This is a genomic window from Salimicrobium jeotgali (assembly GCF_001685435.2).
Classification (GTDB): Bacteria; Bacillota; Bacilli; order Bacillales; family Halobacillaceae; genus Salimicrobium; species Salimicrobium album.
In genome coordinates this window covers 1-22,174 of sequence record NZ_CP011361.2, presented here as the reverse complement: position 1 = coordinate 22,174, position 22,174 = coordinate 1, and the positions used below count along the sequence as shown (strand labels likewise).

At 48.5% G+C, this 22,174-nt stretch carries 22 protein-coding genes; 12 read left to right on the top strand and 10 right to left on the bottom strand.

Going from position 1 to position 22,174, the window contains the following annotated elements; genetic code table 11:
- Window positions 1–84: 84 nt before the first annotated feature.
- Window positions 85–966 carry a nucleoid occlusion protein gene (gene noc / locus AAV35_RS00110; protein ID WP_008590322.1) on the bottom strand — a complete coding sequence of 294 codons (882 nt, stop codon included), beginning with the start codon at window positions 964–966 and terminating at the stop codon, window positions 85–87.
- 190 nt (window positions 967–1,156) lie between these two features.
- On the opposite strand from noc, the gene AAV35_RS00105 reads away from it, so the two are divergent.
- A complete protein-coding gene (locus AAV35_RS00105; RefSeq protein ID WP_008590319.1) occupies window positions 1,157–2,206 on the top strand; it encodes a dipeptidase in 1,050 nt (349 codons plus the stop codon).
- A 47-nt stretch (window positions 2,207–2,253) separates the two neighbouring features.
- Here AAV35_RS00105 and ddlA read toward each other — a convergent pair whose 3' ends face one another.
- Window positions 2,254–3,354: a D-alanine--D-alanine ligase gene (gene ddlA, locus AAV35_RS00100; protein ID WP_008590317.1), complete on the bottom strand. Its 1,101-nt coding sequence runs from the start codon at window positions 3,352–3,354 to the stop codon at window positions 2,254–2,256.
- A gap of 190 nt (window positions 3,355–3,544) precedes the next feature.
- Between ddlA and aroD the strand changes: the two genes are divergently transcribed.
- Window positions 3,545–4,279: a type I 3-dehydroquinate dehydratase gene (gene aroD, locus AAV35_RS00095; protein WP_008590314.1), complete on the top strand. Its 735-nt coding sequence runs from the start codon at window positions 3,545–3,547 to the stop codon at window positions 4,277–4,279.
- Between the two features lie 17 nt (window positions 4,280–4,296).
- Entirely contained in the window at window positions 4,297–4,806 is a 510-nt protein-coding gene (locus AAV35_RS00090) for a shikimate kinase (RefSeq protein WP_008590313.1), read from the top strand.
- 41 nt (window positions 4,807–4,847) lie between these two features.
- Here AAV35_RS00090 and AAV35_RS00085 read toward each other — a convergent pair whose 3' ends face one another.
- Window positions 4,848–5,381 (bottom strand): GNAT family N-acetyltransferase, encoded by a 534-nt coding sequence (locus AAV35_RS00085; RefSeq protein ID WP_008590311.1) that lies wholly within the window; start codon window positions 5,379–5,381, stop codon window positions 4,848–4,850.
- A 163-nt stretch (window positions 5,382–5,544) separates the two neighbouring features.
- On the opposite strand from AAV35_RS00085, the gene AAV35_RS00080 reads away from it, so the two are divergent.
- The 3 genes from AAV35_RS00080 to AAV35_RS00070 all read left to right on the top strand — a co-directional run bounded on the left by AAV35_RS00080 (window position 5,545) and on the right by AAV35_RS00070 (window position 8,565).
- Window positions 5,545–6,414: an SDR family oxidoreductase gene (locus AAV35_RS00080; protein ID WP_008590310.1), complete on the top strand. Its 870-nt coding sequence runs from the start codon at window positions 5,545–5,547 to the stop codon at window positions 6,412–6,414.
- A 105-nt stretch (window positions 6,415–6,519) separates the two neighbouring features.
- On the top strand, window positions 6,520–7,341 hold the full coding sequence (nei, locus tag AAV35_RS00075) for an endonuclease VIII (protein WP_008590308.1): 822 nt from the start codon (window positions 6,520–6,522) through the stop codon (window positions 7,339–7,341).
- A 90-nt stretch (window positions 7,342–7,431) separates the two neighbouring features.
- Complete coding sequence (locus AAV35_RS00070) at window positions 7,432–8,565, top strand: zinc-dependent alcohol dehydrogenase (RefSeq protein WP_008590306.1); 1,134 nt, start codon at window positions 7,432–7,434, stop codon at window positions 8,563–8,565.
- A gap of 48 nt (window positions 8,566–8,613) precedes the next feature.
- On the opposite strand, the gene rsmG is transcribed toward AAV35_RS00070, so the two are convergent.
- From rsmG to rpmH, 7 genes are all read right to left on the bottom strand, one after another.
- Entirely contained in the window at window positions 8,614–9,330 is a 717-nt protein-coding gene (rsmG, locus tag AAV35_RS00065; RefSeq protein WP_008590304.1) for a 16S rRNA (guanine(527)-N(7))-methyltransferase RsmG, read from the bottom strand.
- A gap of 15 nt (window positions 9,331–9,345) precedes the next feature.
- Window positions 9,346–11,232, bottom strand: a complete 1,887-nt coding sequence (mnmG, locus tag AAV35_RS00060) for a tRNA uridine-5-carboxymethylaminomethyl(34) synthesis enzyme MnmG (protein ID WP_008590302.1) — start codon at window positions 11,230–11,232, stop codon at window positions 9,346–9,348.
- A 22-nt stretch (window positions 11,233–11,254) separates the two neighbouring features.
- Complete coding sequence (mnmE, locus tag AAV35_RS00055; protein ID WP_008590300.1) at window positions 11,255–12,631, bottom strand: tRNA uridine-5-carboxymethylaminomethyl(34) synthesis GTPase MnmE; 1,377 nt, start codon at window positions 12,629–12,631, stop codon at window positions 11,255–11,257.
- A gap of 371 nt (window positions 12,632–13,002) precedes the next feature.
- Entirely contained in the window at window positions 13,003–13,620 is a 618-nt protein-coding gene (gene jag, locus AAV35_RS00050) for an RNA-binding cell elongation regulator Jag/EloR (RefSeq protein WP_008590298.1), read from the bottom strand.
- Window positions 13,617–14,384, bottom strand: coding sequence for a membrane protein insertase YidC (gene yidC / locus AAV35_RS00045; protein ID WP_008590296.1), 768 nt, complete (start codon window positions 14,382–14,384; stop codon window positions 13,617–13,619). Before yidC ends, jag begins: the two co-directional genes overlap by 4 nt.
- 77 nt (window positions 14,385–14,461) lie before the next feature.
- On the bottom strand, window positions 14,462–14,809 hold the full coding sequence (rnpA, locus tag AAV35_RS00040) for a ribonuclease P protein component (protein WP_008590293.1): 348 nt from the start codon (window positions 14,807–14,809) through the stop codon (window positions 14,462–14,464).
- A gap of 128 nt (window positions 14,810–14,937) precedes the next feature.
- On the bottom strand, window positions 14,938–15,072 hold the full coding sequence (gene rpmH, locus AAV35_RS00035) for a 50S ribosomal protein L34 (RefSeq protein ID WP_008590292.1): 135 nt from the start codon (window positions 15,070–15,072) through the stop codon (window positions 14,938–14,940).
- A 611-nt stretch (window positions 15,073–15,683) separates the two neighbouring features.
- Between rpmH and dnaA the strand changes: the two genes are divergently transcribed.
- The 6 genes from dnaA to gyrB all read left to right on the top strand — a co-directional run bounded on the left by dnaA (window position 15,684) and on the right by gyrB (window position 22,174).
- The gene (dnaA, locus tag AAV35_RS00030) at window positions 15,684–17,027 is read left to right on the top strand and encodes a chromosomal replication initiator protein DnaA (protein WP_008590290.1); all 1,344 of its coding nucleotides are present in this window, start codon (window positions 15,684–15,686) and stop codon (window positions 17,025–17,027) included.
- Window positions 17,028–17,202: 175 nt separating this feature from the next.
- Window positions 17,203–18,342 carry a DNA polymerase III subunit beta gene (gene dnaN, locus AAV35_RS00025; RefSeq protein WP_008590288.1) on the top strand — a complete coding sequence of 380 codons (1,140 nt, stop codon included), beginning with the start codon at window positions 17,203–17,205 and terminating at the stop codon, window positions 18,340–18,342.
- Between the two features lie 213 nt (window positions 18,343–18,555).
- Entirely contained in the window at window positions 18,556–18,777 is a 222-nt protein-coding gene (gene yaaA / locus AAV35_RS00020; RefSeq protein WP_008590286.1) for a S4 domain-containing protein YaaA, read from the top strand.
- 16 nt (window positions 18,778–18,793) lie between these two features.
- The gene (recF, locus tag AAV35_RS00015; RefSeq protein WP_008590283.1) at window positions 18,794–19,906 is read left to right on the top strand and encodes a DNA replication/repair protein RecF; all 1,113 of its coding nucleotides are present in this window, start codon (window positions 18,794–18,796) and stop codon (window positions 19,904–19,906) included.
- A gap of 9 nt (window positions 19,907–19,915) precedes the next feature.
- Window positions 19,916–20,212 carry an extracellular matrix regulator RemB gene (gene remB / locus AAV35_RS00010; RefSeq protein ID WP_008590281.1) on the top strand — a complete coding sequence of 99 codons (297 nt, stop codon included), beginning with the start codon at window positions 19,916–19,918 and terminating at the stop codon, window positions 20,210–20,212.
- Between the two features lie 30 nt (window positions 20,213–20,242).
- Entirely contained in the window at window positions 20,243–22,174 is a 1,932-nt protein-coding gene (gene gyrB, locus AAV35_RS00005) for a DNA topoisomerase (ATP-hydrolyzing) subunit B (protein WP_008590279.1), read from the top strand.

Genomic DNA, 22,174 nt, shown 5'->3' with positions numbered 1-22,174 from the left:
TTCAACACCTGCCATTTTCTAAAGAATACCACCGCTTTTGTGAAAAACTACAGCTTTCGACGGGAAAGCGCAGCTTGCGGAAAGTTATTGCTTATTTTTAGGAATTTTAATCGTCACCTGATAATAATCGTCATAATCCTCTTCATCGGTTTCTACATCGAGACCCGTATCCTTCACCATGTCCAGAGACTGGCGGATTGTGTTCATTGCGATTCTCATATCTTTACTTACACCTTTAATTTTCGGTTTCTTTTTCTTCGGTGCCGGTTTTTTCTTTTCTTTCGGATCTTTCATTTCTGCAATCCGTTCTTCCGTCTGCTTCACATTCAGTCCGTCATCGATAATTTCCTGAAGCATCTTTTCCATCTTTTCCGTATCCTTTAAAGCAATGAGAGCCCGGGCGTGGCGCTCCGTAATATTTTTATCCAGTACGGCCTGCTGTACAGATTCCGGAAGTTTCAGCAGTCGAAGCTTATTGGCGATGGCAGACTGACTCTTCCCGAGACGCTGCGCCAGTGCTTCCTGAGTCAATTCGTGCATTTCGAGGAGCTTCCGGTAAGCCGTCGCCTCTTCGATGACCGAGAGTTCTTCCCTTTGCAGGTTCTCAATTAGAGCTACAGAAGCCGTCTGTGTATTCGTCATTTCTCGAATGATCGCAGGAATCGTTTCCCATCCCAAAGACTGGGAAGCGCGCCATCTTCGTTCCCCGGCAATCAGTTCATATTCTCCGTCTTCGGCCTCGCGTACAACGATGGGCTGAATCATTCCATGCGTATGTAACGTCTGAGCCAGTTCGGCTATTTTTTCCGCACTAAAAACCGTCCGGGGCTGAAAGCGGTTCGGATGGATTTTGGCAATCGAAATCTGAAGAACTTCATCGGGATTATATGATTCTTTCTCCTGCTCCCGGTTTTCGGGCTCCGGCTTATCACCTAAGCCGAACAAGCGGCTGAAAGGATGTAACAAAATCAGACACCACCTTTTTACGATCGCACATACGATGTTTCACGTGAATCATTAGGTACGTGAACATTTTCAAGTATAATGAAACTGCGTATGTTTTAGAGTCTTTATTTATTTTATCATAATTCACCGGTGAAAAGTATGAATTAAACGGATTCTTTAACGGGAATGAATCACAGAAGGAGGAGTTTTTATGAAGAAAAATATACCTATTTTTGACGGACACAACGACACACTGCTGCACCTGCAGGATGGCCTCACCTCTTTTTTCCATCCGCTGGAGCATACACATATCGACTATGAACGCGCCCAAAAATCAGGGTTCGCTGGTGGATTTTTTGCGATGTATACCCCGAGCCCGGCAAGGGAAGAGAACCGGGAGGATTTCATGAATGAGAACGGATACAAATTCCCGCTCCCCGAAGGAATTACCCAGGCGGAAGCACTTACCTTCACGCATAAGCTCGCTTCCCAGCTCTTTCGGACGGAAAAAGAAAACCCTCATACCTTCCGGGTCGTCCGGAACGTAAAAGAACTGAAAGATTCCATCGATCAGGGAAAAATGGCTGCAATTTTTCACATAGAGGGAGCGGAAGCGATTGATTTATCCTTCGACTCCCTCTATGTCCTGTACAAAACAGGCCTTCGTTCCATCGGGCCGGTATGGAGCAGAAATAATGATTTCGGAGAAGGCGTCCCTTTCTGTTATCCGTCTTCCCCTGACACGGGGGACGGTCTCACGGAGAAAGGCTTTGAACTGCTGCATCACTGTAACCACCTCGGTATTATGGTAGATACGAGCCATCTGACGGAAAGAGGTTTCTGGAATGTCGCCCATGCAACGGTGGCACCTGTCGTAGCCACACATTCGAACGTCCACTCTCTCTGTCCGCATGCCCGGAACCTGACGGACGAACAGATCAGGAAAATCGCTGATTCCGGCGGTGTAATCGGTATTAATTTCGCCGTAAATATGCTGCGGGCGGACGGTAAGTTTGATACGGACGTATCGATGGATGAGATTATCGCTCATTTCCGGTATATCGCCGATTTCGTAGGCGTAGACCACGTGGCCTTCGGTTCGGACTTCGACGGTACTACAATACCGGATGTGCTTCAGGATGTAACCGGAAGCAGAAAAGTGCTTAAAGCCCTGGAAGAAGACGGGTTTACTGAAGAAGAACTGGAGAAAATCGCCTGGAAAAACTGGGTGCGCGTCCTTGAAGAGACATGGAAAGACTGAATAAATAATGAAAAGCCCGGGCCATCACAAGCTGCCCGGGCTTTCCGTTATTCTACTGTATTTTTCAACTGATTGTCGCGTTCGTATCTTTGAATCCCGAGCTGGAGAAGCTCGTCGATCAGCTTCGGATAAGGGATACCGCTAATATCCCAGAGTTTCGGATACATACTTATTTTCGTGAAGCCGGGAATGGTATTTATTTCATTGATGACGAGTTTCCCTTCTTCAGTAAGGAAGAAATCGACACGGGCCATTCCTTCACACTCCAAAATTTCGAAGGCGCGAACGGCAGCGGTACGGATTCTTTCTTTTTCGTTATCCGTCAGCTGCGCCGGCAGCTGCAGACCGGCCCCGCTTTCATCGATATATTTCGACTCGTAGGAGTAAAAATCTCCGGCCGGGAGAATTTCTCCGATCTGGGAGGCTTTCGGCTGTTCGTTGCCGAGGATGGCACATTCAAGCTCTCTGCCGTCCACATTTTCTTCAATCAGGACTTTTTTATCGTAAAGAAAGGCTTCCGACAGAGCTTCTTCAAACTCCTCTTCTGTTTTCACTTTACTTACTCCGACCGAGGAGCCCTGACTGGCAGGCTTGATGAAGAACGGCGTACCAAGAGTACGGGCTGCCTTGTGGAAAGTGACCTCCCCTCTGTCTCTCTTACGGAGAGTGAGAGATTTCGCGACCTCAAGTCCCCCTTCGCGCAGCAGACGTTTGGCCACATCTTTGTCCATACATACGGCCGAGCCGAGGATGTCCGGGCCGACGTACGGGAGATTGGCGATTCTAAGCATCCCCTGAATGCTTCCGTCTTCCCCGAGTGTCCCGTGTAAAATCGGGAATACGACGTCCAGCTGCTCCAGCGCCTCTGATTTCGACACTTGAAGAACCTGGCTCTCTTCCCGTCCCGGCACAATCGCCACCGCTTCATCCGAATGGTGAAGGCGGATGTTGGCAGGGTCGTCTTCATTTTCCAGATAATTGCTTACGTCATTCACATGCCAGTTCCCCTGCTTATCGATACCGATCAGCGTTACATCATACTTCTCTTTGTCGATCGCATCCACGACGTTCTTCGCAGACTGCAGGGAGACTTCGTGCTCGGCAGACTTTCCGCCGAATACGATTCCTACTCTTTGTTTATCATTCATACTTTAATCACTCCATCTGTTCGTTCATTCTGTACCAATTATACACATTTCTGCCGCTCTGTGACGAAGTTTTCTTGAATAAATGTGTGCAGCAATCCGCAGAATTTTAAATTTTCCCCCTTTTCCCTGTCGTTCCCCTACCCTTTCAAGTAAAATAAAACACATATAACCAAACGGGGAGGGTTTATACATGCTGAAACAGAACGATGTGAATATCTGTACTCCCGTCACAGGACAAACGATGGAAGATGTGACGGAAGAAGTGCGTTCCATAGTACCGAAGAATCCGGACCTTTTTGAATGGAGAGCCGATTATTTCCGGAATCTTGCAGACACAGAGCACGTTCTCGAAACTCTTGAAACAATCGGAGAAGTGAAGAAGGACATCCCGCTCCTCTTCACTATCCGCGACCAGAAAGAAGGAGGAGACCAGACCGATATCGATCAGTCACACAAAGTGGAGCTGATCGAACGTGTAGCTGCCAACTCACACGTCTCTCTTCTCGATTTTGAACTCAGACAGCCCGAGGAGGACGTTGAACGTGTAAAAGAAGCGGCATCTTCGAACAACAAGCAGCTTATTTTATCCTTTCACGATTTCGACTCCACCCCCTCCTCCGAAGAGATGCACGCCATTCTCCGGGAGGCTGAGAAGAAAGGGGCAGATTACGCGAAACTGGCCGTCACTCCGGAAAATAAACAGGATGTCCTCCGCCTTCTTACCGTCACGGAAGGAGCAAAACGTTCCCTCGGCATACCGGTCATTACGATGGCGATGGGCGGACTCGGTACCGTAACCCGGATGTTTGCGTGGTATTTCGGTTCCGTCATTACGTACGCTGTAGGAAAGCACGCCTCAGCGCCGGGCCAGATACCGATTGAAGAACTGGACAAAACGATCGCTCAGCTGCGCAAATATCAATAGGCAGGGAGATTTTCACTATGGAAAAAAGCATTGCCATCATCGGATTTATGGGAGTCGGTAAAACGACGGTCGGTTCCCTTCTCAGTGAAAAACTGAACCGCACGTTCATTGACGTCGATAAAGAAATCGAGCGGTATCACGATATGAAAATACGCGACATGTTCACGGCGTACGGGGAAAAAATGTTCCGCGATGAAGAAAAGAAATTCATCTCTTACTATGCAAAACAGCCCGGTACTATACTCTCTCTCGGAGGGGGCGCTTTTCTGCAGGAAGAAATCAAAGACGTGTGTATGGCACAATGTCACGTAGTATTTCTCGATATTTCCTGGGAAATATGGAAAAGCAGGATCGACGAACTGATGGAAGACCGTCCTGTGCTCCGTAATAAAACGACCGAAGAAATCCGTCAGCTGTTCGAGGAAAGAAAATCCGTATATCGCGACCACCACGAACGGTTTCTTACCGACGGTTATACCGAAGGACAGGTCGCCGACGTCATTATCGAGCGATTATCCCTGACATGAAAAAAAGCCGGTACAAGTTCAGAACTCGTGCCGGCTTTTCCCTATTTATCGGAGCGGTCCGCCCGGATCATGCCGTACATGTAGGTATCCCTGAACTCTCCGTCATGGAGAACCTCATGACGTAACGCACCTTCATATCGGAGCCCGACTTTCTTCATTACCTGCTGGGAAGGGATATTATCCGCCATGGCCCTCCCCCACATACGTTCAAGTTCAAGCTCATCGAATCCGAAGTCCGCAATACGGCGGGCCGCTTCCGAAGCGTACCCTTTTCCCCAGAATGGCCGTCCCACCCAATAGGCGAGCTCGCCGTTTTTATGTTTCCGGTTCACCCTGAGCGTCATCGTACCTGTAAGCTCTCCGCTTTTCTTTTCGATTATTGCAAGAGGGTACGCCGTGCCTTCTTCTATCGCTTCTTCATGCGTGGCAATCCACGTTTCGGCGTGCTCCACCGTATATGGATGCGGCACGAAGGTTCTCCGGGCGATTTCCTCATCATTCGCCAGTTCAGCTGCCGGCTCTGCATCCGTCTCCCGGTATGGACGCAGAGTCAGTCGTGCGGATTCCAGTTGCATATCCTTCCCCCCTCTTATAAAAGTTACCGTTCATCTTATCGCACACGGACAAAATATGAAAGGGGAGTTTGATTTTTTTTACAGGTGGAATGATAGAAGTTAGAAAGCGTAACTACTGACTATCACTATAAATCATTAACTTATATAGAAGGAGGATCTTAACATGGAACGTTTTGATCGACAGACAGAAGGACAGCCGAAGCAGGGACAATCGCATCAGCCCGGCGTGGAAGGGAAAATGGACCCGAAACCGCTCCACGCGGATGAAGATTACCGTAGCGGTGACAAACTGAAAGGTAAAGTCGCTCTTATTACAGGAGCCGACAGCGGCATCGGCCGCTCCGTAGCTATCGGTTATGCCAAAGAAGGTGCCGACGTAGCCATCTCTTATCTGGAAGAACACCAGGACGCCGAAGATACCGCAAAGCTTATCGAAGCGGAAGGTCAAAAAGCGCTCCTTCTCCCGGGAGACGTCGGTGATGAAACGCACTGTAAAAATATCGTCGAAAAAACTCTCAGCGAGTTCGGTAAACTGGATGTACTCGTAAACAATGCGGCGGAACAGCACCCGACGGATGACCTGCTGAACATTTCGGCAGAACAGCTGGAGCAGACGTTCCGGACGAATATCTTCTCTATGTTCCATCTGACGAAAGCGGCCATCCCTCACCTGGAGAGAGGAAGCTCTATTATCAATACGGCTTCCATCAACCCGTATACAGGGAACTCTCAGCTCGTGGACTATACTTCTTCGAAAGGTGCCGTCGTAGCGTTCACCCGTTCCATGGCCCAGCAGCTCGTGAATAAAGGTATACGTGTGAACGGAGTAGCGCCCGGACCGATATGGACACCATTGATCCCTGCCACGTTTGATGAGGATAAAGTGGAACAGTTCGGTACGAATACACCGATGGGACGTCCGGGTCAGCCGGTGGAGCACGTAGGCAGCTATGTCCTGCTCGCATCCGACGACTCGACATACATGACCGGCCAGTTCATCCACATCAACGGCGGCCTCTACATGTCCAGCTAAAAGTGGAACCAACCGGGAGAAGCCGGGGCGTAAGCAGGAAGAAGTTTTCATCCGACTGCTTACGTCTTTTTTATTAAAAGATTTTTTATTGAGAGGAGATCCGCTATGCCGGAAGGACCAGAAATACGGAAAGCCGCTGATGCGGTGGAGAAAGCCCTGAAAGACAGGGAAGTCCTTGATATATCTTTCGCTTTTGAAACACTGGAGGGATATGAGGATATTTTGACCGGGGCGACCGTAACCGGCGTAGATACGAAAGGAAAAGCGATGCTTACCCGCTTTGACAATGGGTACACCATCTATTCCCACAACCAGCTGTATGGGAAATGGATGATCAGGAATGCCTACAACTACCCGAAGACGAACCGGCAGCTCCGACTGGCGATTCATAACGAAAAAAAGTCCGCTCTTTTATACAGTGCTTCGGACATCGAAGTGCTGAGAGACGAGGAAGTACCTGATCATCCTTTCATAAGAAAAGTCGGACCGGATATTTTATCCGAGACTGTGACGAAAGAACAGCTGAGAGAACGGTACACGAGCAAACGTTTCTTCAGACGGAGATGGACCACCCTGCTTCTGGACCAGTCTTTCGTAGCCGGTATCGGAAACTACTTACGGAGCGAAATCCTTTTTCTCGCAGGTATCCACCCTTCCCTGAGACCCACAGACTCCACGCCACAGCAGATAGCGAAAGCGGCAGAGGCTACGATTACCCTTATGGAACAATCTTACCGCTACAAAGGAATCACCGTCGATCCAGATATTGCAGAACGGATGAAAGCAGAAGGAAAAACAAGAACCCAGTACCGGCACTGGGTTTTCCGGCGCTCGTTTCAGCCCTGCCACATATGCCGGACGAAAATAGAGAAAATAGAAGCCGGCAACCGCCGATTGTACTACTGCCCCACGTGCCAGGCGCTTTAATATTGAAAAGTTTCCCTATTTCTTCATGTTTAACTTTGGAATTTCAGGGATATATTGTCTCCAATACCAGAAAAGGAGTGAGATACCAACATGAGAGCAGTAACGTTCCAGGGTAAAGAAAATATGCAGGTAAAAGATGTACAGGCTCCTTCCATACAAGAACCGAGCGACATGATCGTGAAAATAACAGCGAGCGGAGTGTGCGGCTCCGACTTACACCTTTATAAAGGCGGACTTAAGCCCGAACAGGACTACGTCGTCGGACACGAGCCGATGGGTATCGTAGAAGAAGTCGGCCCTGAAGTGAAAAACCTGAAAAAAGGCGACAGAGTCGTGATTCCGTTCAACATCGGATGCGGGGAATGTTTCTTCTGTAAGAACCAGATGGAGAGCCAGTGTGACGAATCCAACCCGCACGGCGAACCGGGCGGTCTTTTCGGATTTACGGAAATGTTCGGGAACTTCCCCGGCGGCCAGGCGGAGTACCTTCGCGTTCCGTATGCTGATTTCACTTCCTTTAAAGTTCCGGAGAACAGCGAACTGGAAGATGAAAGCGTCCTCTTCCTCTCCGATGTAATGCCGACAGCTTACTGGAGTGTGGAAAACAGCGGGGTGAAAAAAGGAGATACCGTCATCATTCTCGGAAGCGGACCGATCGGCCTCATGGCTCAGAAGTTCGCCCGCATGAAAGGGGCAGCACGCGTAATCGCCGTCGATCAGGTCGATCATCGCCTCAGTCATGCCGAGAAGACGAATAACGTGGAAACTTATAACTTCTCCAATAATCCGGACATCGGCTCCCTCCTTCATGAAAACACCAAAGGCGGAGCTGACGTCGTCATCGACTGTGTCGGCATGGACGGAACGGTACCGAAAGGGGAGAAATTCGGTTCCGATGAAGATAACCAGTTCGGAACGATCCATCCGATTATCACAGCTTCCCAGGCTGTACGGAAGTTCGGAGTCGTCCAGCTTACCGGCGTATACGGTACAGACGCCAACGCCTTCCCGCTCGGTGATTTCTTCAGCCGGAACGTTTCCCTGACAATGGGTCAGGCGCCTGTCATCCACCTGATGCCGAAGCTGTATGACATGGTCGAGAACAATGAACTGGATCCGACCGATATCATCACCCACAGCCTTCCTCTTGAGGATGCGGCCAAAGGGTACGATATTTTCGATAAAAAAGAAGACGGCAACATTAAAGTCGTTCTGAAACCATAACGAAAAAAATCCCTCTTCCAACAGGAAGGGGGATTTTTCGTCTGTTTTTCAGGAAAGAGGAACTTTATTCGGAGTTCCTGCTTTTCTCGGGTATTTACCAGGGGTTTTTCGGCGCTTTTCAATGCGTATAATACTTCTCTCCGCTCCGTCTTCCGGAAGCGTGAAGCTGTGCACATCCTTCGTCTCTCCGCCTAGGATAGAAATGGCGGATTCTGCTGTGTCCATCTCTTCCTGGGCGTTCGGCCCTTTCATGGCGATGAGGAACCCGCCTTTTTTCACAAGCGGCAGGCACAGTTCACTCAGCACAGACATCCGGGCGACAGCACGTCCGAGGACGAGATCATACTTTTCCCGGAATTTACCGTTCTTGCCGAAATTCTCGGCGCGGTCGTGATAGAAAGCCACATCGTTCAACTCAAGCTCCGTAGCTAAATGGTTCAGGAAACCGATTCTCTTTTTCAAGGAATCGACGATCGTAACCTTCAGTTCCGGAAACACGATTTTCAGCGGAAGACTTGGAAAACCTGCCCCCGCCCCGACATCACAGATGCGGAGCGGGCCGGAGAAGTCATGGTAAAAGGCAGCCGTCAGAGAATCATAGAAATGTTTCTCATACACTTCCCCTTTTTCCGTAATAGCGGTCAGGTTCATTTTTTCATTCCACTCGACAAGCATTTCCCAATATTTTTCGAACTGATCGAGCTGTTTCTCCGTAAGCTCGATTCCCTGTTCTTTCAATTTGTTTTGAAAAGTAGAAATATCCATATCTTACGTCCTTCCTCAGCCGGAAACCCGGGCTACATTTCCCTGTTCGATGTAGACAAGCAGAATCGATATATCAGCCGGATTCACACCGGAAACTCTCGAAGCCTGACCGACAGAGAGCGGCTGTACGGCTTTCAAACGGTCTGCCGCTTCGGAAGCGAGACCCTGAATAGCATCGTAGTCGATGTCGTCCGGTATTTTTTTGGATTCCATATTTCTCATCTTCTCGATCTGTTCCAAAGATTTTTTAATATAACCGGAATATTTGATCTGAATCTCTACCTGTTCTTTTTCATCCGCCGTCAAAGCAATATCGGAAGGAGTGAGACGTTCGATGTAGCTGTAGTCGATTTCAGGCCGGCGCAGAAGGTCGCTCGCCCGTACAGCTTCTTTCAGAGGCGTCGTACCCGATTCTTTCACGATGTCCTGTACGTCTTCAGTGGCCTTGACGATTTCATTTTCGAGACGTTTCTTCTCTTCTTCGATCTTCCGGCGTTTCTCTGTGAAACGGTTATAGCGCTCTTCCGGAATGAGGCCGAGCTCGTATCCTTTTTCCGTAAGACGGAGATCCGCGTTATCGTGACGAAGCATAAGACGGAATTCTGCACGGGAAGTAAGGAGACGGTACGGTTCTCTTGTACCTTTCGTGACCAGATCATCGATCATAACTCCGATATATCCTTCGGAACGATCGAGAATCAACGGTTCCACATTAAGCGTTTTGGCAGCAGCGTTGATCCCTGCCATCAGTCCCTGACCGGCCGCTTCTTCATACCCGGAAGTCCCGTTGATCTGACCGGCTGTAAACAGCCCGTCAATCTGTTTCGTTTCAAGGCTCGGCCAAAGCTGTGTCGGCACGACAGAATCGTACTCGATCGCATAGCCGGCCCGCATAATTTCTGCGTTTTCGAGTCCCGGTACTGTTTCCATCATCTGCTTCTGCACGTATTCCGGAAGAGAAGTGGACAGCCCCTGGACGTACACCTCTTCCGTGTCCCGGCCTTCCGGTTCCAGGAAGATCTGGTGACGTGGCTTGTCGTTGAAGCGTACAACTTTATCTTCAATGGATGGGCAGTAACGAGGCCCTGTACCTTTGATCATTCCCGAATACATCGGAGACAGACCGAGGTTTTCGTTAATGACTTCGTGCGTCGTTTCGTTCGTATACGTCAGCCAGCACGGAATCTGGTCGGTAATGAATTCGGTCGTTTCATAGGAGAACGAGCGCGGTTCCGTTTCCCCGGGCTGAATCTCCGTTTTCGAGTAATCGATCGTATGGCTGTTTACGCGCATCGGCGTCCCGGTCTTGAACCGTACCATTTCGATACCCAGTTCTTCGAGCTGCTCGGAAAGCGTGACGGTCGGACGCTGGTTGTTCGGTCCGCTTTCGTACGACAGATCACCGATAATGACGCGGCCTCTCATAAACGTACCGGTCGTCACGATGACGCTCGGGGCATAGTATGCCGCTTTCGTTTCCGTTACGACTCCTTTGACCTGATCGTCCTCTACAAGAATCTTTTCCACCATTCCCTGGCGAAGGGTGAGGTTTTCCTGATTTTCAAGCAGACGTTTCATCTCTTTCAGGTAAAGAGGTTTATCCGCCTGAGCACGCAAAGCGCGTACGGCCGGACCCTTTCTTGTGTTCAGAAGGCGCATCTGTATATGGGTCTTATCGATGACGCGGCCCATCAGACCCCCGAGAGCATCCACTTCACGTACAACTATTCCTTTGGCGGGACCGCCGATCGAAGGATTACACGGCATGAACGCAATCATATCCAGATTCAGACTGAGCATGAGCGTCTTCGCGCCGCGCCGAGCGGAAGCTGCAGCCGCTTCGACTCCGGCATGACCGGCTCCTATAACAATAACGTCGTAATGACCTGCATCATAAGTCATTCGAGATCTCTCCTTTAAAATTTTATTTCCCTAAGCAGAACTGCGAGAATAATTCATCAATAAGACTTTCTCCGACAGTGTCACCGACAATTTCACCAAGCAGTTCCCACGTTCTCGTCACATCGATCTGAACGACGTCGATCGGCACTCCCATTTCCATACCTTCGCGCGCATCTTCCAGTGCCTGTTTGGACTGCTTCAAAAGCTGAACGTGCCGTACGTTCGATACGTACGTCATATCTCCGCTGTCGATTTCTCCTTCAAAGAATGTGGAAGAGATCGCGTTCTCAAGCTGATCGATCCCCTCTTCCTGAATGAGGGAAGTGGAAATGACCGGGTTGTCCCCGGCTAATTCTTTCACACGTTCTATATCTATATTCTGTTCAAGATCCGTCTTGTTCAGCAATACAATCATGTTCATATCGCGAGCCGCTTCAAAAAGCTTCACGTCTTCTTCCGTAAGCTCGTCTCCATAGTTTAACACAAGAAGAATGAGATCCGCTTCCGTCAGCACCTGACGCGAGCGCTCTACTCCGATCCGTTCGACGATGTCCTCGGTTTCCCGGATACCGGCTGTATCCACCAGTCTGAGCGGCACTCCTCTCACGTTTACATATTCCTCGATCACGTCCCGCGTCGTCCCCGGAACTTCGGTGACAATCGCTTTGTTTTCATGGACGAGCGTGTTCATCAGTGATGACTTCCCGACGTTCGGACGGCCGATGATAGCCGTAGCCAGGCCTTCGCGCAGAATCTTCCCCTGCTTCGCCGTCTGCAGAAGATTTTCGATCTCATCACGGACTTCCGCCGTTTTCTCCTGCATGATGTCGTTCGTCATTTCCTCGACGTCATCATACTCCGGATAGTCGATATTCACTTCCACCTGGGCAAGTGTTTCCAGAAGTTTCTGTCGCAGATTCTGGATCAGACCGGACAACCGGCCGTCCATCTGCTTCAACGCCACGTTCATCGCTCTGTCCGTTTTGGCACGGATAAGGTCCATGACTGCTTCCGCCTGCGACAGGTCGATTCGTCCGTTCAGAAAAGCACGTTTCGTGAATTCCCCGGGTTCGGCAAGTCTCGCCCCCTGAGCGAGGACAATCTCAAGGACCCGATTCACGGAGACGAGCCCGCCGTGACAGTTGATCTCAACGATATCTTCCCGGGTGAAGGTTTTCGGTGCACGCATGACCGACGCCATCACTTCTTCCGCTATTTCACCCGTTTCCGGGTCCAATAATTTTCCATAGTGCATCGTATGAGAATCGACAGTCGTCAAATCTTTCCCCTGGAACAGTTCGTTCGCTCTGGAAACTGCATCATCCCCGCTCAGGCGGACAATCGCAATCGCTCCTTCTCCTGTCGGGGTAGAAATAGCCGCAATCGTATCGGTATCCATACATCGCACCTCCTTCTTTATTGAAATATCCACATGTGGATAAGTTTATCGTTAATAACTAACAGTTAAGATTAGCATGATTTGGGGATAAATATCAAGTTCCTGCTTCACAGCTTAAAAGAATCTCCCGGGGCTTCAGGAGGACCCGGATTATCGTGACCTTCAGGGGGCTTTCCAGTCTTTAAACGTCACGATTCCCACTTTATCGTTACCTTCCGGCTGTACTATGATGCACAGACGTCACGTTTCCTGCGTAATCGTTACCTTCGCCCGAAGTTCCAGGCTCCGAAAGTCACGAAAAAGCCGGCCCCTCCTTTTCCGCATACAAAAACCCGCCAGGGAAGCCTGGCGGGAAAAGGGTTGCAGTTATTCTATAGCACAGGGCGGATAACGACGGAGCGGTTCGGATCTTTTCCGGCCGAATCCGTCTCTACCCGTCTGTTTCTCTGGAGAGCCGCATGAATGATTTTCCGTTCGTAGGAAGGCATAGGTTCTAGTTTCACCTGCTGCTGTCTCACGAGTGTCTGTTCTGCCTTACGTTCGGCCAGCTGTTCCAGCGTCTCGCGGCGACGTTCCCGGTAACCTTCTGCATCGAGGGTGACACTCATGAGCTGTTCAGCCGAATTGTTTACAGCCATCTGAGTCAGGTACTGCAGGGCATTCAGTGTCTGCCCGCGCTTTCCGATCAGTCTGGCTATGTCTTCCCCGGAAATATCGGCATAGATTTCCCGGTTCTTTTTTTTCGTATCGACGCTCACAGTAAGTCCCATCTGAGCTGCTACGTTCTGAATGTAGGCGACTGTTTCTTCTTCCAGATCTTTTTTCTTCGTCACTTTGACTATGGACGGTTTTGCTCCGAATCCAAGAAAACCTTTTCTGCCTTCATCCAGTATTTCCACATCAACCCGGTCCTCTGTTGTCCGAAGTTCGGCCAGGGCAGAGTCGACCGCTTCTTTCACTGATGAGCCTGTAGCAGTCATTTGCTTCACTGATTTGCGCCTCCTGTCGATTTGTTCATCATCGGTTTACGTATGAATATCGTCTGTAAAATCATGAACACGTTACCCACGATCCAGTAGAGAGCAAGGGCGGACGGGAAGAAGAATGCGAATGTACCGATCATCAGCGGCATGATGTAAAGCATCATCTGCATCTGAGGGTTCGCACCTGCTGCTCCCGACATGCCTGCCATCATCAGCTTCTGCTGAAGGAACGTAGTGGCAGCTGTCAATATAGCGAGAAACGGATCCGGAGAACCGAGTTCGAGCCACATGAAGTTATGCGTCTGTATTTCGGGTGTTCTCATAATTGCGTGATAGAAACCGATCAGTATCGGCATCTGAACGATGATCGGCAGACACCCGGCCAGCGGGTTGACACCGTTCTGCTGGAAAAGATTCATCGTTTCCTGCTGCAGCTTCTGCTGCGTCTGAGCATCTTTCGAACTGTATTTCTGTCTTAATTCCTGCAGTTGAGGCTGAATATCCTGCATCGATTTCGAACTTTTCAACTGTTTAACGTTCAACGGCAACAAGACCAGACGAATGATGATCGTCACCGTAATGATTGCCAATCCATAACTTCCGCTTAAGAAATCAGCGAAAAACAACAACGTCTGTGATAACGGCCAGACTACGAATTCATTCCAGAATCCGGTACTATCCGCAGAAACATCCTGATTAATCTGCGCACACCCGGAAAGGAATAGCAGTACTCCCGCCATTGCGAGCAATATGCTCAGCTTTTTACGCAACGTTCCTTCCTCCTTACTGAAACTTCATATTTCCTTTTTCATACTAGCACTTATTAAGGAATCATTCCATGAACATTTTATTTCAATTTCTTTTTCAAAACACCGGAACGCCTGCAGACGTGCTGAAGACTTTGCTTCAGTTCGTGGTACTCCATCGTGTTCACCGGTTTTCTGGCAATCACTACGTAGTCATATTCCTGATGAAGCTCCTCTTCCATTTCCTGAAAAGCCTGACGCAGGTACCTCTTCACTTTATTTCTCATTACAGCATTGCCTATCCGCTTACTCACGGATAGTCCAATCCGGAAATGAGGCTGATCTTTTTTAAAATAATAAAGAACCAGCTGCCTGTTGGCAAAAGATTTCCCTTTTTTGAAGACCGTCTGAAATTCTTTGTTTTTTTTGATTCTGTATGCTTTCTGCACAGTTCTCACAACCTCTTATCTGCATTAAAAAAGTTCTGTCCCAAAGGCCGGAGAACACCAGGTGGCGATCATCACTCCGACACGAATGGCAGAACCTAGAAAAAAAACCACTGATTACTTCAGTGGTCTTATGCGGATAACGTTTTTCTTCCTTTACGACGACGACGAGCAAGAACTTTTCTGCCGTTCTTCGTGCTCATACGTGTACGGAATCCGTGTACTTTTTTGCGCTTACGATTATTTGGTTGAAATGTACGTTTCATTATATACACACCTCCTGATGGGATTTACATGTTGTTTCTCATGTCATAGGCAGTCCTAATCATTATAATCATATTTAAAAAATGATGTCAATTACTAATTTAAGGGGAGTTCTTTTTTCAGAGGTGTCTTACAACAGCATCTGTACTACAACAACCAAAAAATAAGCTGTCCACCTCCAGTGTGCACAACATTTTCAGTTCTCGTTTCTATCCACAGCACTAATCTACAGGTTAACCACAAAATATGGTGGTGTGGATATGTTTTTTCCTCAAGCTGTAGAAATTGTGGATAAGTTCCTGTGATTCATTGCAAGACTGCGATTTATTTGATATTATATTTGTGTTTAACAGTGAAATTAATTCCTGCCCGATTTTATATTATCCACAGCTTGTGGGTAATATGTGGATAGTTTTTCACAGGGGTGTAGACATACTTATACACAAAGGTGTGGATAATGGGTAAAAAACGACTGAGTCCTTTATTCATACCCTATCGTACATCCACAACAGTTTAAAAGACATTTTTATGTTAAAGCGAAAAATTATAGCTTTTTGTTATGTAAAACGAACAAAAAGCTTTTCTTTATTGGAACAGGAAAGGGGTGAAAGGGTTGGAAAATATCCATGAGTTATGGAATGCCACTCTGGAGCAGATGAAAGAGAAAATCAGCAAACCGAGCTTTGAGACCTGGCTGAAAGCGACGAAAGCTCACTCTCTCGACGAAGATACGCTCACCATCATAGCTCCGAATGAATTCGCGAGGGACTGGCTCGAGAACCAGTATCAGAAATTAATAAAAGAAACGCTGATTGAAGTGACAGGATCGGAACTGAAAACGAAGTTCATCATCCCGGAAACGAAAGAGGAGTCTCTCGAAGACGTAAAACTCTCCTCCAAACCTCCGGATCTTAAAGACGGGGAAGAATCCCCGACGAGTATGCTGAATTCCAAATATACGTTCGATACGTTCGTCATCGGAAGCGGGAACCGGTTCGCTCACGCAGCCTCTCTGGCCGTTGCGGAAGCTCCGGCAAGGGCTTATAACCCTCTTTTCATCTACGGGGGCGTCGGGCTTGGCAAGACTCACCTGATGCATGCGATCGGGCATTACGTCCTGGATCATAACCCGAATGCGAAAGTCGTATATATTACGTCCGAAAAATTCACGAATGAATTCATCAACTCGATCCGTGATAACAAAGCCGTGAACTTCCGGAACAAATACCGGAGCGTGGACGTTCTTCTTATAGACGACATCCAGTTCCTTGCGGGGAAAGAACAGACCCAGGAAGAGTTCTTCCACACGTTCAATACTCTTCATGAAGAAAGCAAACAGATCGTCATTTCAAGCGACCGTCCCCCGAAAGAGATACCGACACTTGAAGACAGGCTGCGCTCCCGCTTTGAGTGGGGACTGATTACGGATATCACACCGCCGGATCTTGAGACGAGAATTGCGATCCTAAGGAAAAAAGCTAAAGCGGAAGGTCTCGAAATTCCGAATGAGGTTATGCTTTATATTGCCAACCAGATCGATACCAACATCCGCGAACTCGAAGGAGCACTGATCAGAGTGGTGGCCTACTCCTCCCTGATCAATCGGGATATCAACGCTTCGCTCGCGGCAGAAGCCCTGAAGGACATTATTCCGAACAAGAAGCCGAAAGTCATTACAATCGGCGATATCCAGGAAGTCGTCGCTGAGAAATTCAACATCCGCATGGAAGACTTTCCTGCGAAAAAGCGGACGAAATCCGTAGCGTTCCCCCGTCAGATCGCGATGTATTTATCGAGGGAGCTCACTGATGCCTCCCTCCCTAAAATCGGAGAAGAATTCGGAGGACGCGATCATACGACCGTTATCCATGCCCACGAAAAGATTACGAATATGCTGAGCAGTGACCAGCAGCTTCACAGGGAACTCGATGAAATTACAGAACAGTTGAAAACGTAAGGCCTGGGTATAGTGTGAATAACAGGTACACATTCGCACACAGGTTATACACATGTGGATAATTATGTGTGTCACAATATAATTACAGTTATCCACAAATCCACACGCCCTATTACTATTACTACTATTTTTTTAATAATAATAATTAATATATTCACTTTAGGAGGACTCATGAATGAAATTCGCTATTCAGCGTGATCAACTGATGGAAAGTGTCCAGGATGTAATGAAAGCCATATCTTCCCGTACGGCAATTCCGATTCTTACAGGAATGAAACTGGAAGCTACGACAGAAGGAGTAAAACTTACGGGGAGTGACTCCGACATCTCCATCGAATCTTTCATACCCGCCGAGGAAGACGGAACGGTCCATATCGAAAACATTGAACCGGGAAGCATCGTTCTACAGGCAAAGTACTTTCCTGATATCGTACGTAAAGTTCCGGATAATACCGTGGAAATAGAAAGCGATCATACGAAGAACGTAACGATCCGTTCCGGAAGTGCAGAATTTCACCTGAATGGCCAGGACGCCGAAGAATATCCGTCTCTTCCGCAACTGCGTACGGAAAACAGTTTCGATATGCCTACGGATCTTCTGAAAAGATTAATCAAACAGACCGGATTCGCCGTTTCCACTTCCGAGACCCGACCGATTCTGACAGGAGTGCACGTGAGTACGGAAGAAGAGAATCTTCAGTTCGTAGCAACCGACAGCCACCGTCTCGCTTCAAGGAAAATCAGCCTGGAAACGGAAGAAAGGTTGAACCTTCCTTCCGTCGTCATCCCCGGGAAGAGTCTCAGTGAACTGAACAAAATTCTCGATGATACGGGAGACTCGGTACAGATAAGCATTACGGATAACCAGATCCTCTTCCGGACAAAACATTTATACTTCCTGTCACGTCTTCTCGAAGGTAACTATCCGGAGACATCCCGTCTTATTCCGAACGAAAGCAAAACGACGGTACTTATCGATTCCAAAGAACTGCTTCAGTCCGTGGACCGTGCTTCTTTACTGGCTAAAGAAAACAGAAACAACGTCGTACGTCTGCTTACGAAAGAAAACAACCAGATTGAAATTCACGGAAATTCTCCGGAAGTCGGTAACGTAACGGAAGAAGTGACGGCTGACACAATCGACGGCGAAGAACTGAAAATATCGTTCAGCGCCAAATACATGATGGATGCCCTGAGGGCGATCGATGCAACTCAGGTGAAAATATCTTTTACAGGAGCGATGCGGCCGTTCCTGATCACTCCTGTAGACGATGATTCCATACTTCAGCTCATCCTGCCGGTCCGTACGTATTAATTACGTGTAACGTGAGAAAGAGTTATCCACTGTGGATAACTCTTTTTTCAGGTTTTGATCTGAAAGGGACTGTAACCGGTTGTGACGGGTTTCTTGACCGCTCCGGAAACTTTTCCCACCTCCCCGATAAAGTAAGGCCCTTTCCTTTTCATAACCCCTTATCTTTAGTAAAATAGATAAATAGATACTACTTAGAGAATAAAGGTGACGGAGATGAGCGAAAAAATTGAAATAACGACCGAACAGATCCAGCTTGGGCAATTCCTCAAATTGGCGAACGTTGCAGAATCGGGCGGAATGGTGAAAATGCTTCTTTCCGAATTTGAAGTACTGGTAAACGGTGAACCCGAATCCAGACGGGGCCGGAAGCTCCGGATCGGTGACGTCGTTGAAATTGAGGAGTTCGGAGCATACGAAGTCGTCTCCGAACAGTAGATGGAGAAGCGATCTGATGCATATTAAAGATATAGCCCTGACTACTTACAGAAATTACGACAGACTTGCTCTCGAGTTCGACGACACGATCAACGTCATCATCGGAGAAAATGCTCAGGGGAAGACGAATTTGATGGAATCGATTTATTTACTCGCTTTCACGAAATCACATCGTACTCCGAGGGATAAAGAACTCATACAGTGGGACGCGGAGTATGCTAAAATAAAAGGTACGATTATAAAACGGAACAGCCGTTTTCCTATGGAAATCGTCCTCTCCAAAAAAGGGAAGAAAGCGAAACTGAATCATATCGAGCAGAGGCGGCTCAGTGATTACATCGGTGCCCTTAATGTCGTCATGTTCGCACCTGAAGACCTGAACCTCGTAAAGGGGAATCCGCAGGTGCGCCGCCGTTTCATAGACATGGAAATCGGACAGATCCAGCCGAGGTATATTTATCACCTGGGTCAGTATCAGAAAGTTCTGAGACAGCGGAACCATCTTCTGAAAGACCTGCAGCGCCGTCGCAATGAAGATGCGACCATGCTGCACGTACTTACCGAACAGCTTATCGAACATGCAGCGATTATCGTGGAGCGGCGCTTCCAGTTTCTGAATCTTTTGAGAGAATGGGCAGCTCCGATCCACCGGGGCATCAGCCGGGAACTGGAGAAACTTGAGATTTTCTACAGACCGAGTCTTGATGTGTCGGAGGATATGGATCTTGACGCTATCAAAGAAAGTTATATAGCAAAATTCCACGGGATCGAAACGAAAGAGATTGAAAGAGGGACGACCCTCGCCGGACCTCACCGGGACGATCTCGTCTTTTATGTGAACGGCAGAGACGTCCAGACATACGGCTCCCAGGGACAGCAGAGGACGACTGCCCTTTCCCTGAAACTGGCCGAAATAGAACTGATCAATAAAGAAACCGGAGAGTACCCGGTTCTGCTGCTTGATGATGTCCTCAGTGAACTGGATGACTACCGGCAGTCTCATCTGCTCCATACGATTCGTGGAAAAGTCCAGACGTTCGTCTCGACGACGAGTATCGACGGTATCGAACACGAAGCACTGCAGGAAGCGGAACTTTTTTATATCGAAGAAGGAATAAGAAAGAAATGAGGTGTCCTATTGTTCATTCATATAGGTGAAGGAAACATAGTGAAATCCGAAGAGGTCGTAGCCATCATTGACTGCGAACTGCTCAGTTCTTCCACCATTACGGAAGAGATGGTCTTCAACAGAAGAAAAGAAAAGCAGGTGGTGGAGACGGAGGAATATGAGCCGAAAGCGATGGTTGTTACGGAAGAGGTGCTCTATTTCAGTCCCCTTTCTGTAGCCACCCTGAAAAAGCGTGGAAAAATGCAGAACACCCTGGATAAACTGGATGACTATTCGGAAGAGATGGAAGAAGCGCTTGATAAATAATCAAAAGAAACAAGGACTGTGGGTGAAACTATGAGTGAAGAGATTCAAAGAGGTAAAGAACAGGCGTATGATGAGAATCAGATTCAGGTGCTCGAAGGTCTGGAAGCGGTACGTAAACGTCCGGGTATGTATATAGGCTCGACGAACGAAAAGGGTCTCCATCACCTGGTGTGGGAAATAGTCGATAACAGTATTGATGAAGCGATGGCCGGCCACTGTGACCATATCCAGGTGGTTATCGAAGAAGATAACAGTATTACGGTTATGGATAACGGGCGCGGTATTCCCGTCGGTATCCAGGAAAAGACCGGACGTCCGGCCGTTGAGGTGATCATGACCGTTCTTCACGCCGGCGGTAAGTTCGGCGGCGGCGGTTACAAAGTCTCGGGCGGTCTGCACGGCGTCGGAGCTTCTGTAGTGAACGCTCTTTCCGATTATCTCGAAGTACACGTGCACCGGGACGGTAAACTGTATCATCAGGATTTCCGCCACGGCGTCCCCCAAAAAGACGTCGAAGAAATCGATACGACGGATAAGACCGGAACACAGATTCATTTCAAACCGGACCCTGAGATCTTCAAAGAAGGTCAGGAATATGATTTCGAAACGCTCACGACGCGTCTCAGAGAACTTGCGTTTCTGAACCGCGGTCTGACTATCACGGTGGAAGACAAGCGTGAAGAGCACGGCAACGGGAAAAAGGAGTTTTACTACGAAGGCGGTATCATTTCGTACGTGGAACACTTGAACAGCAGCCGGGAAGTTCTTCATGAACCGATTTATGCCGAAGCGGAGCAGGACGGAATTTCCATCGAACTGGCACTTCAGTATAACGACGGCTTCGCCAGTAATATCTATTCCTATGCCAATAATATTCATACCTATGAAGGCGGAACGCACGAATCCGGATTCAAAACGGGGCTGACCCGTGTCATCAACGACTACGCCCGGAAGAACAGCATGTTCCGTGAGAATGATCCGAACCTGACGGGTGACGATGTGAGAGAAGGACTGACCGTCATCATCTCGATCAAACATCCCGATCCTCAGTTCGAAGGGCAGACGAAGACGAAGCTTGGAAACAGTGAAGCCCGTACAGTTACGGATGCGCTGTTTTCCGAAAACTTCAGTAAATTCCTGCTGGAAAACCCGAACGTCGCTAAAATCATCGTCGAAAAAGGCCTGATGGCTTCACGGGCAAGAATGGCAGCCAAGAAGGCGAGAGAGCTGACGAGAAGAAAGAGCGCTCTTGAGATCTCCAATCTTCCCGGGAAACTTTCCGACTGTGCTTCGAAAGACCCTTCCGAGTCCGAACTTTATATCGTGGAGGGGGACTCGGCCGGAGGATCGGCCAAACAGGGACGGGACCGTCACTTTCAGGCTATCCTTCCGCTGCGCGGTAAAATTCTGAACGTCGAGAAAGCACGTCTTGATAAAATCCTCTCCAACAACGAAGTGCGTACCATGATTACGGCACTCGGAAGCGGAGTTGGCGAAGAGTTCGACGTATCGAAGGCCCGCTATCACAAAGTCGTCATCATGACGGACGCAGACGTGGACGGGGCACACATCCGTACCCTTCTCCTTACGTTCTTTTACCGGTACATGAGACCGCTGCTTGAAGACGGGTACGTCTATATCGCCCAGCCGCCGCTCTATCAGATCAAACAGAACAAAAAAGAGTACTACACGTTCTCCGACCAGGAACTGGAGGAGAAGCTTGCCGAAATACCGGCTACTCCGAAACCGGTGATCCAGCGTTACAAAGGTCTCGGTGAGATGAATCCGGAGCAGCTGTGGGAGACGACGATGAACCCTGAAGGCCGTACGATGCTCCAGGTCACTCTTGAGGATGCCATCGGAGCGGATGAGACATTCAGCATGCTGATGGGGGATGCGGTCGAGCCGAGAAGGAATTTCATACAGGAAAATGCTCGTTACGTTCAGAATCTGGACGTATAA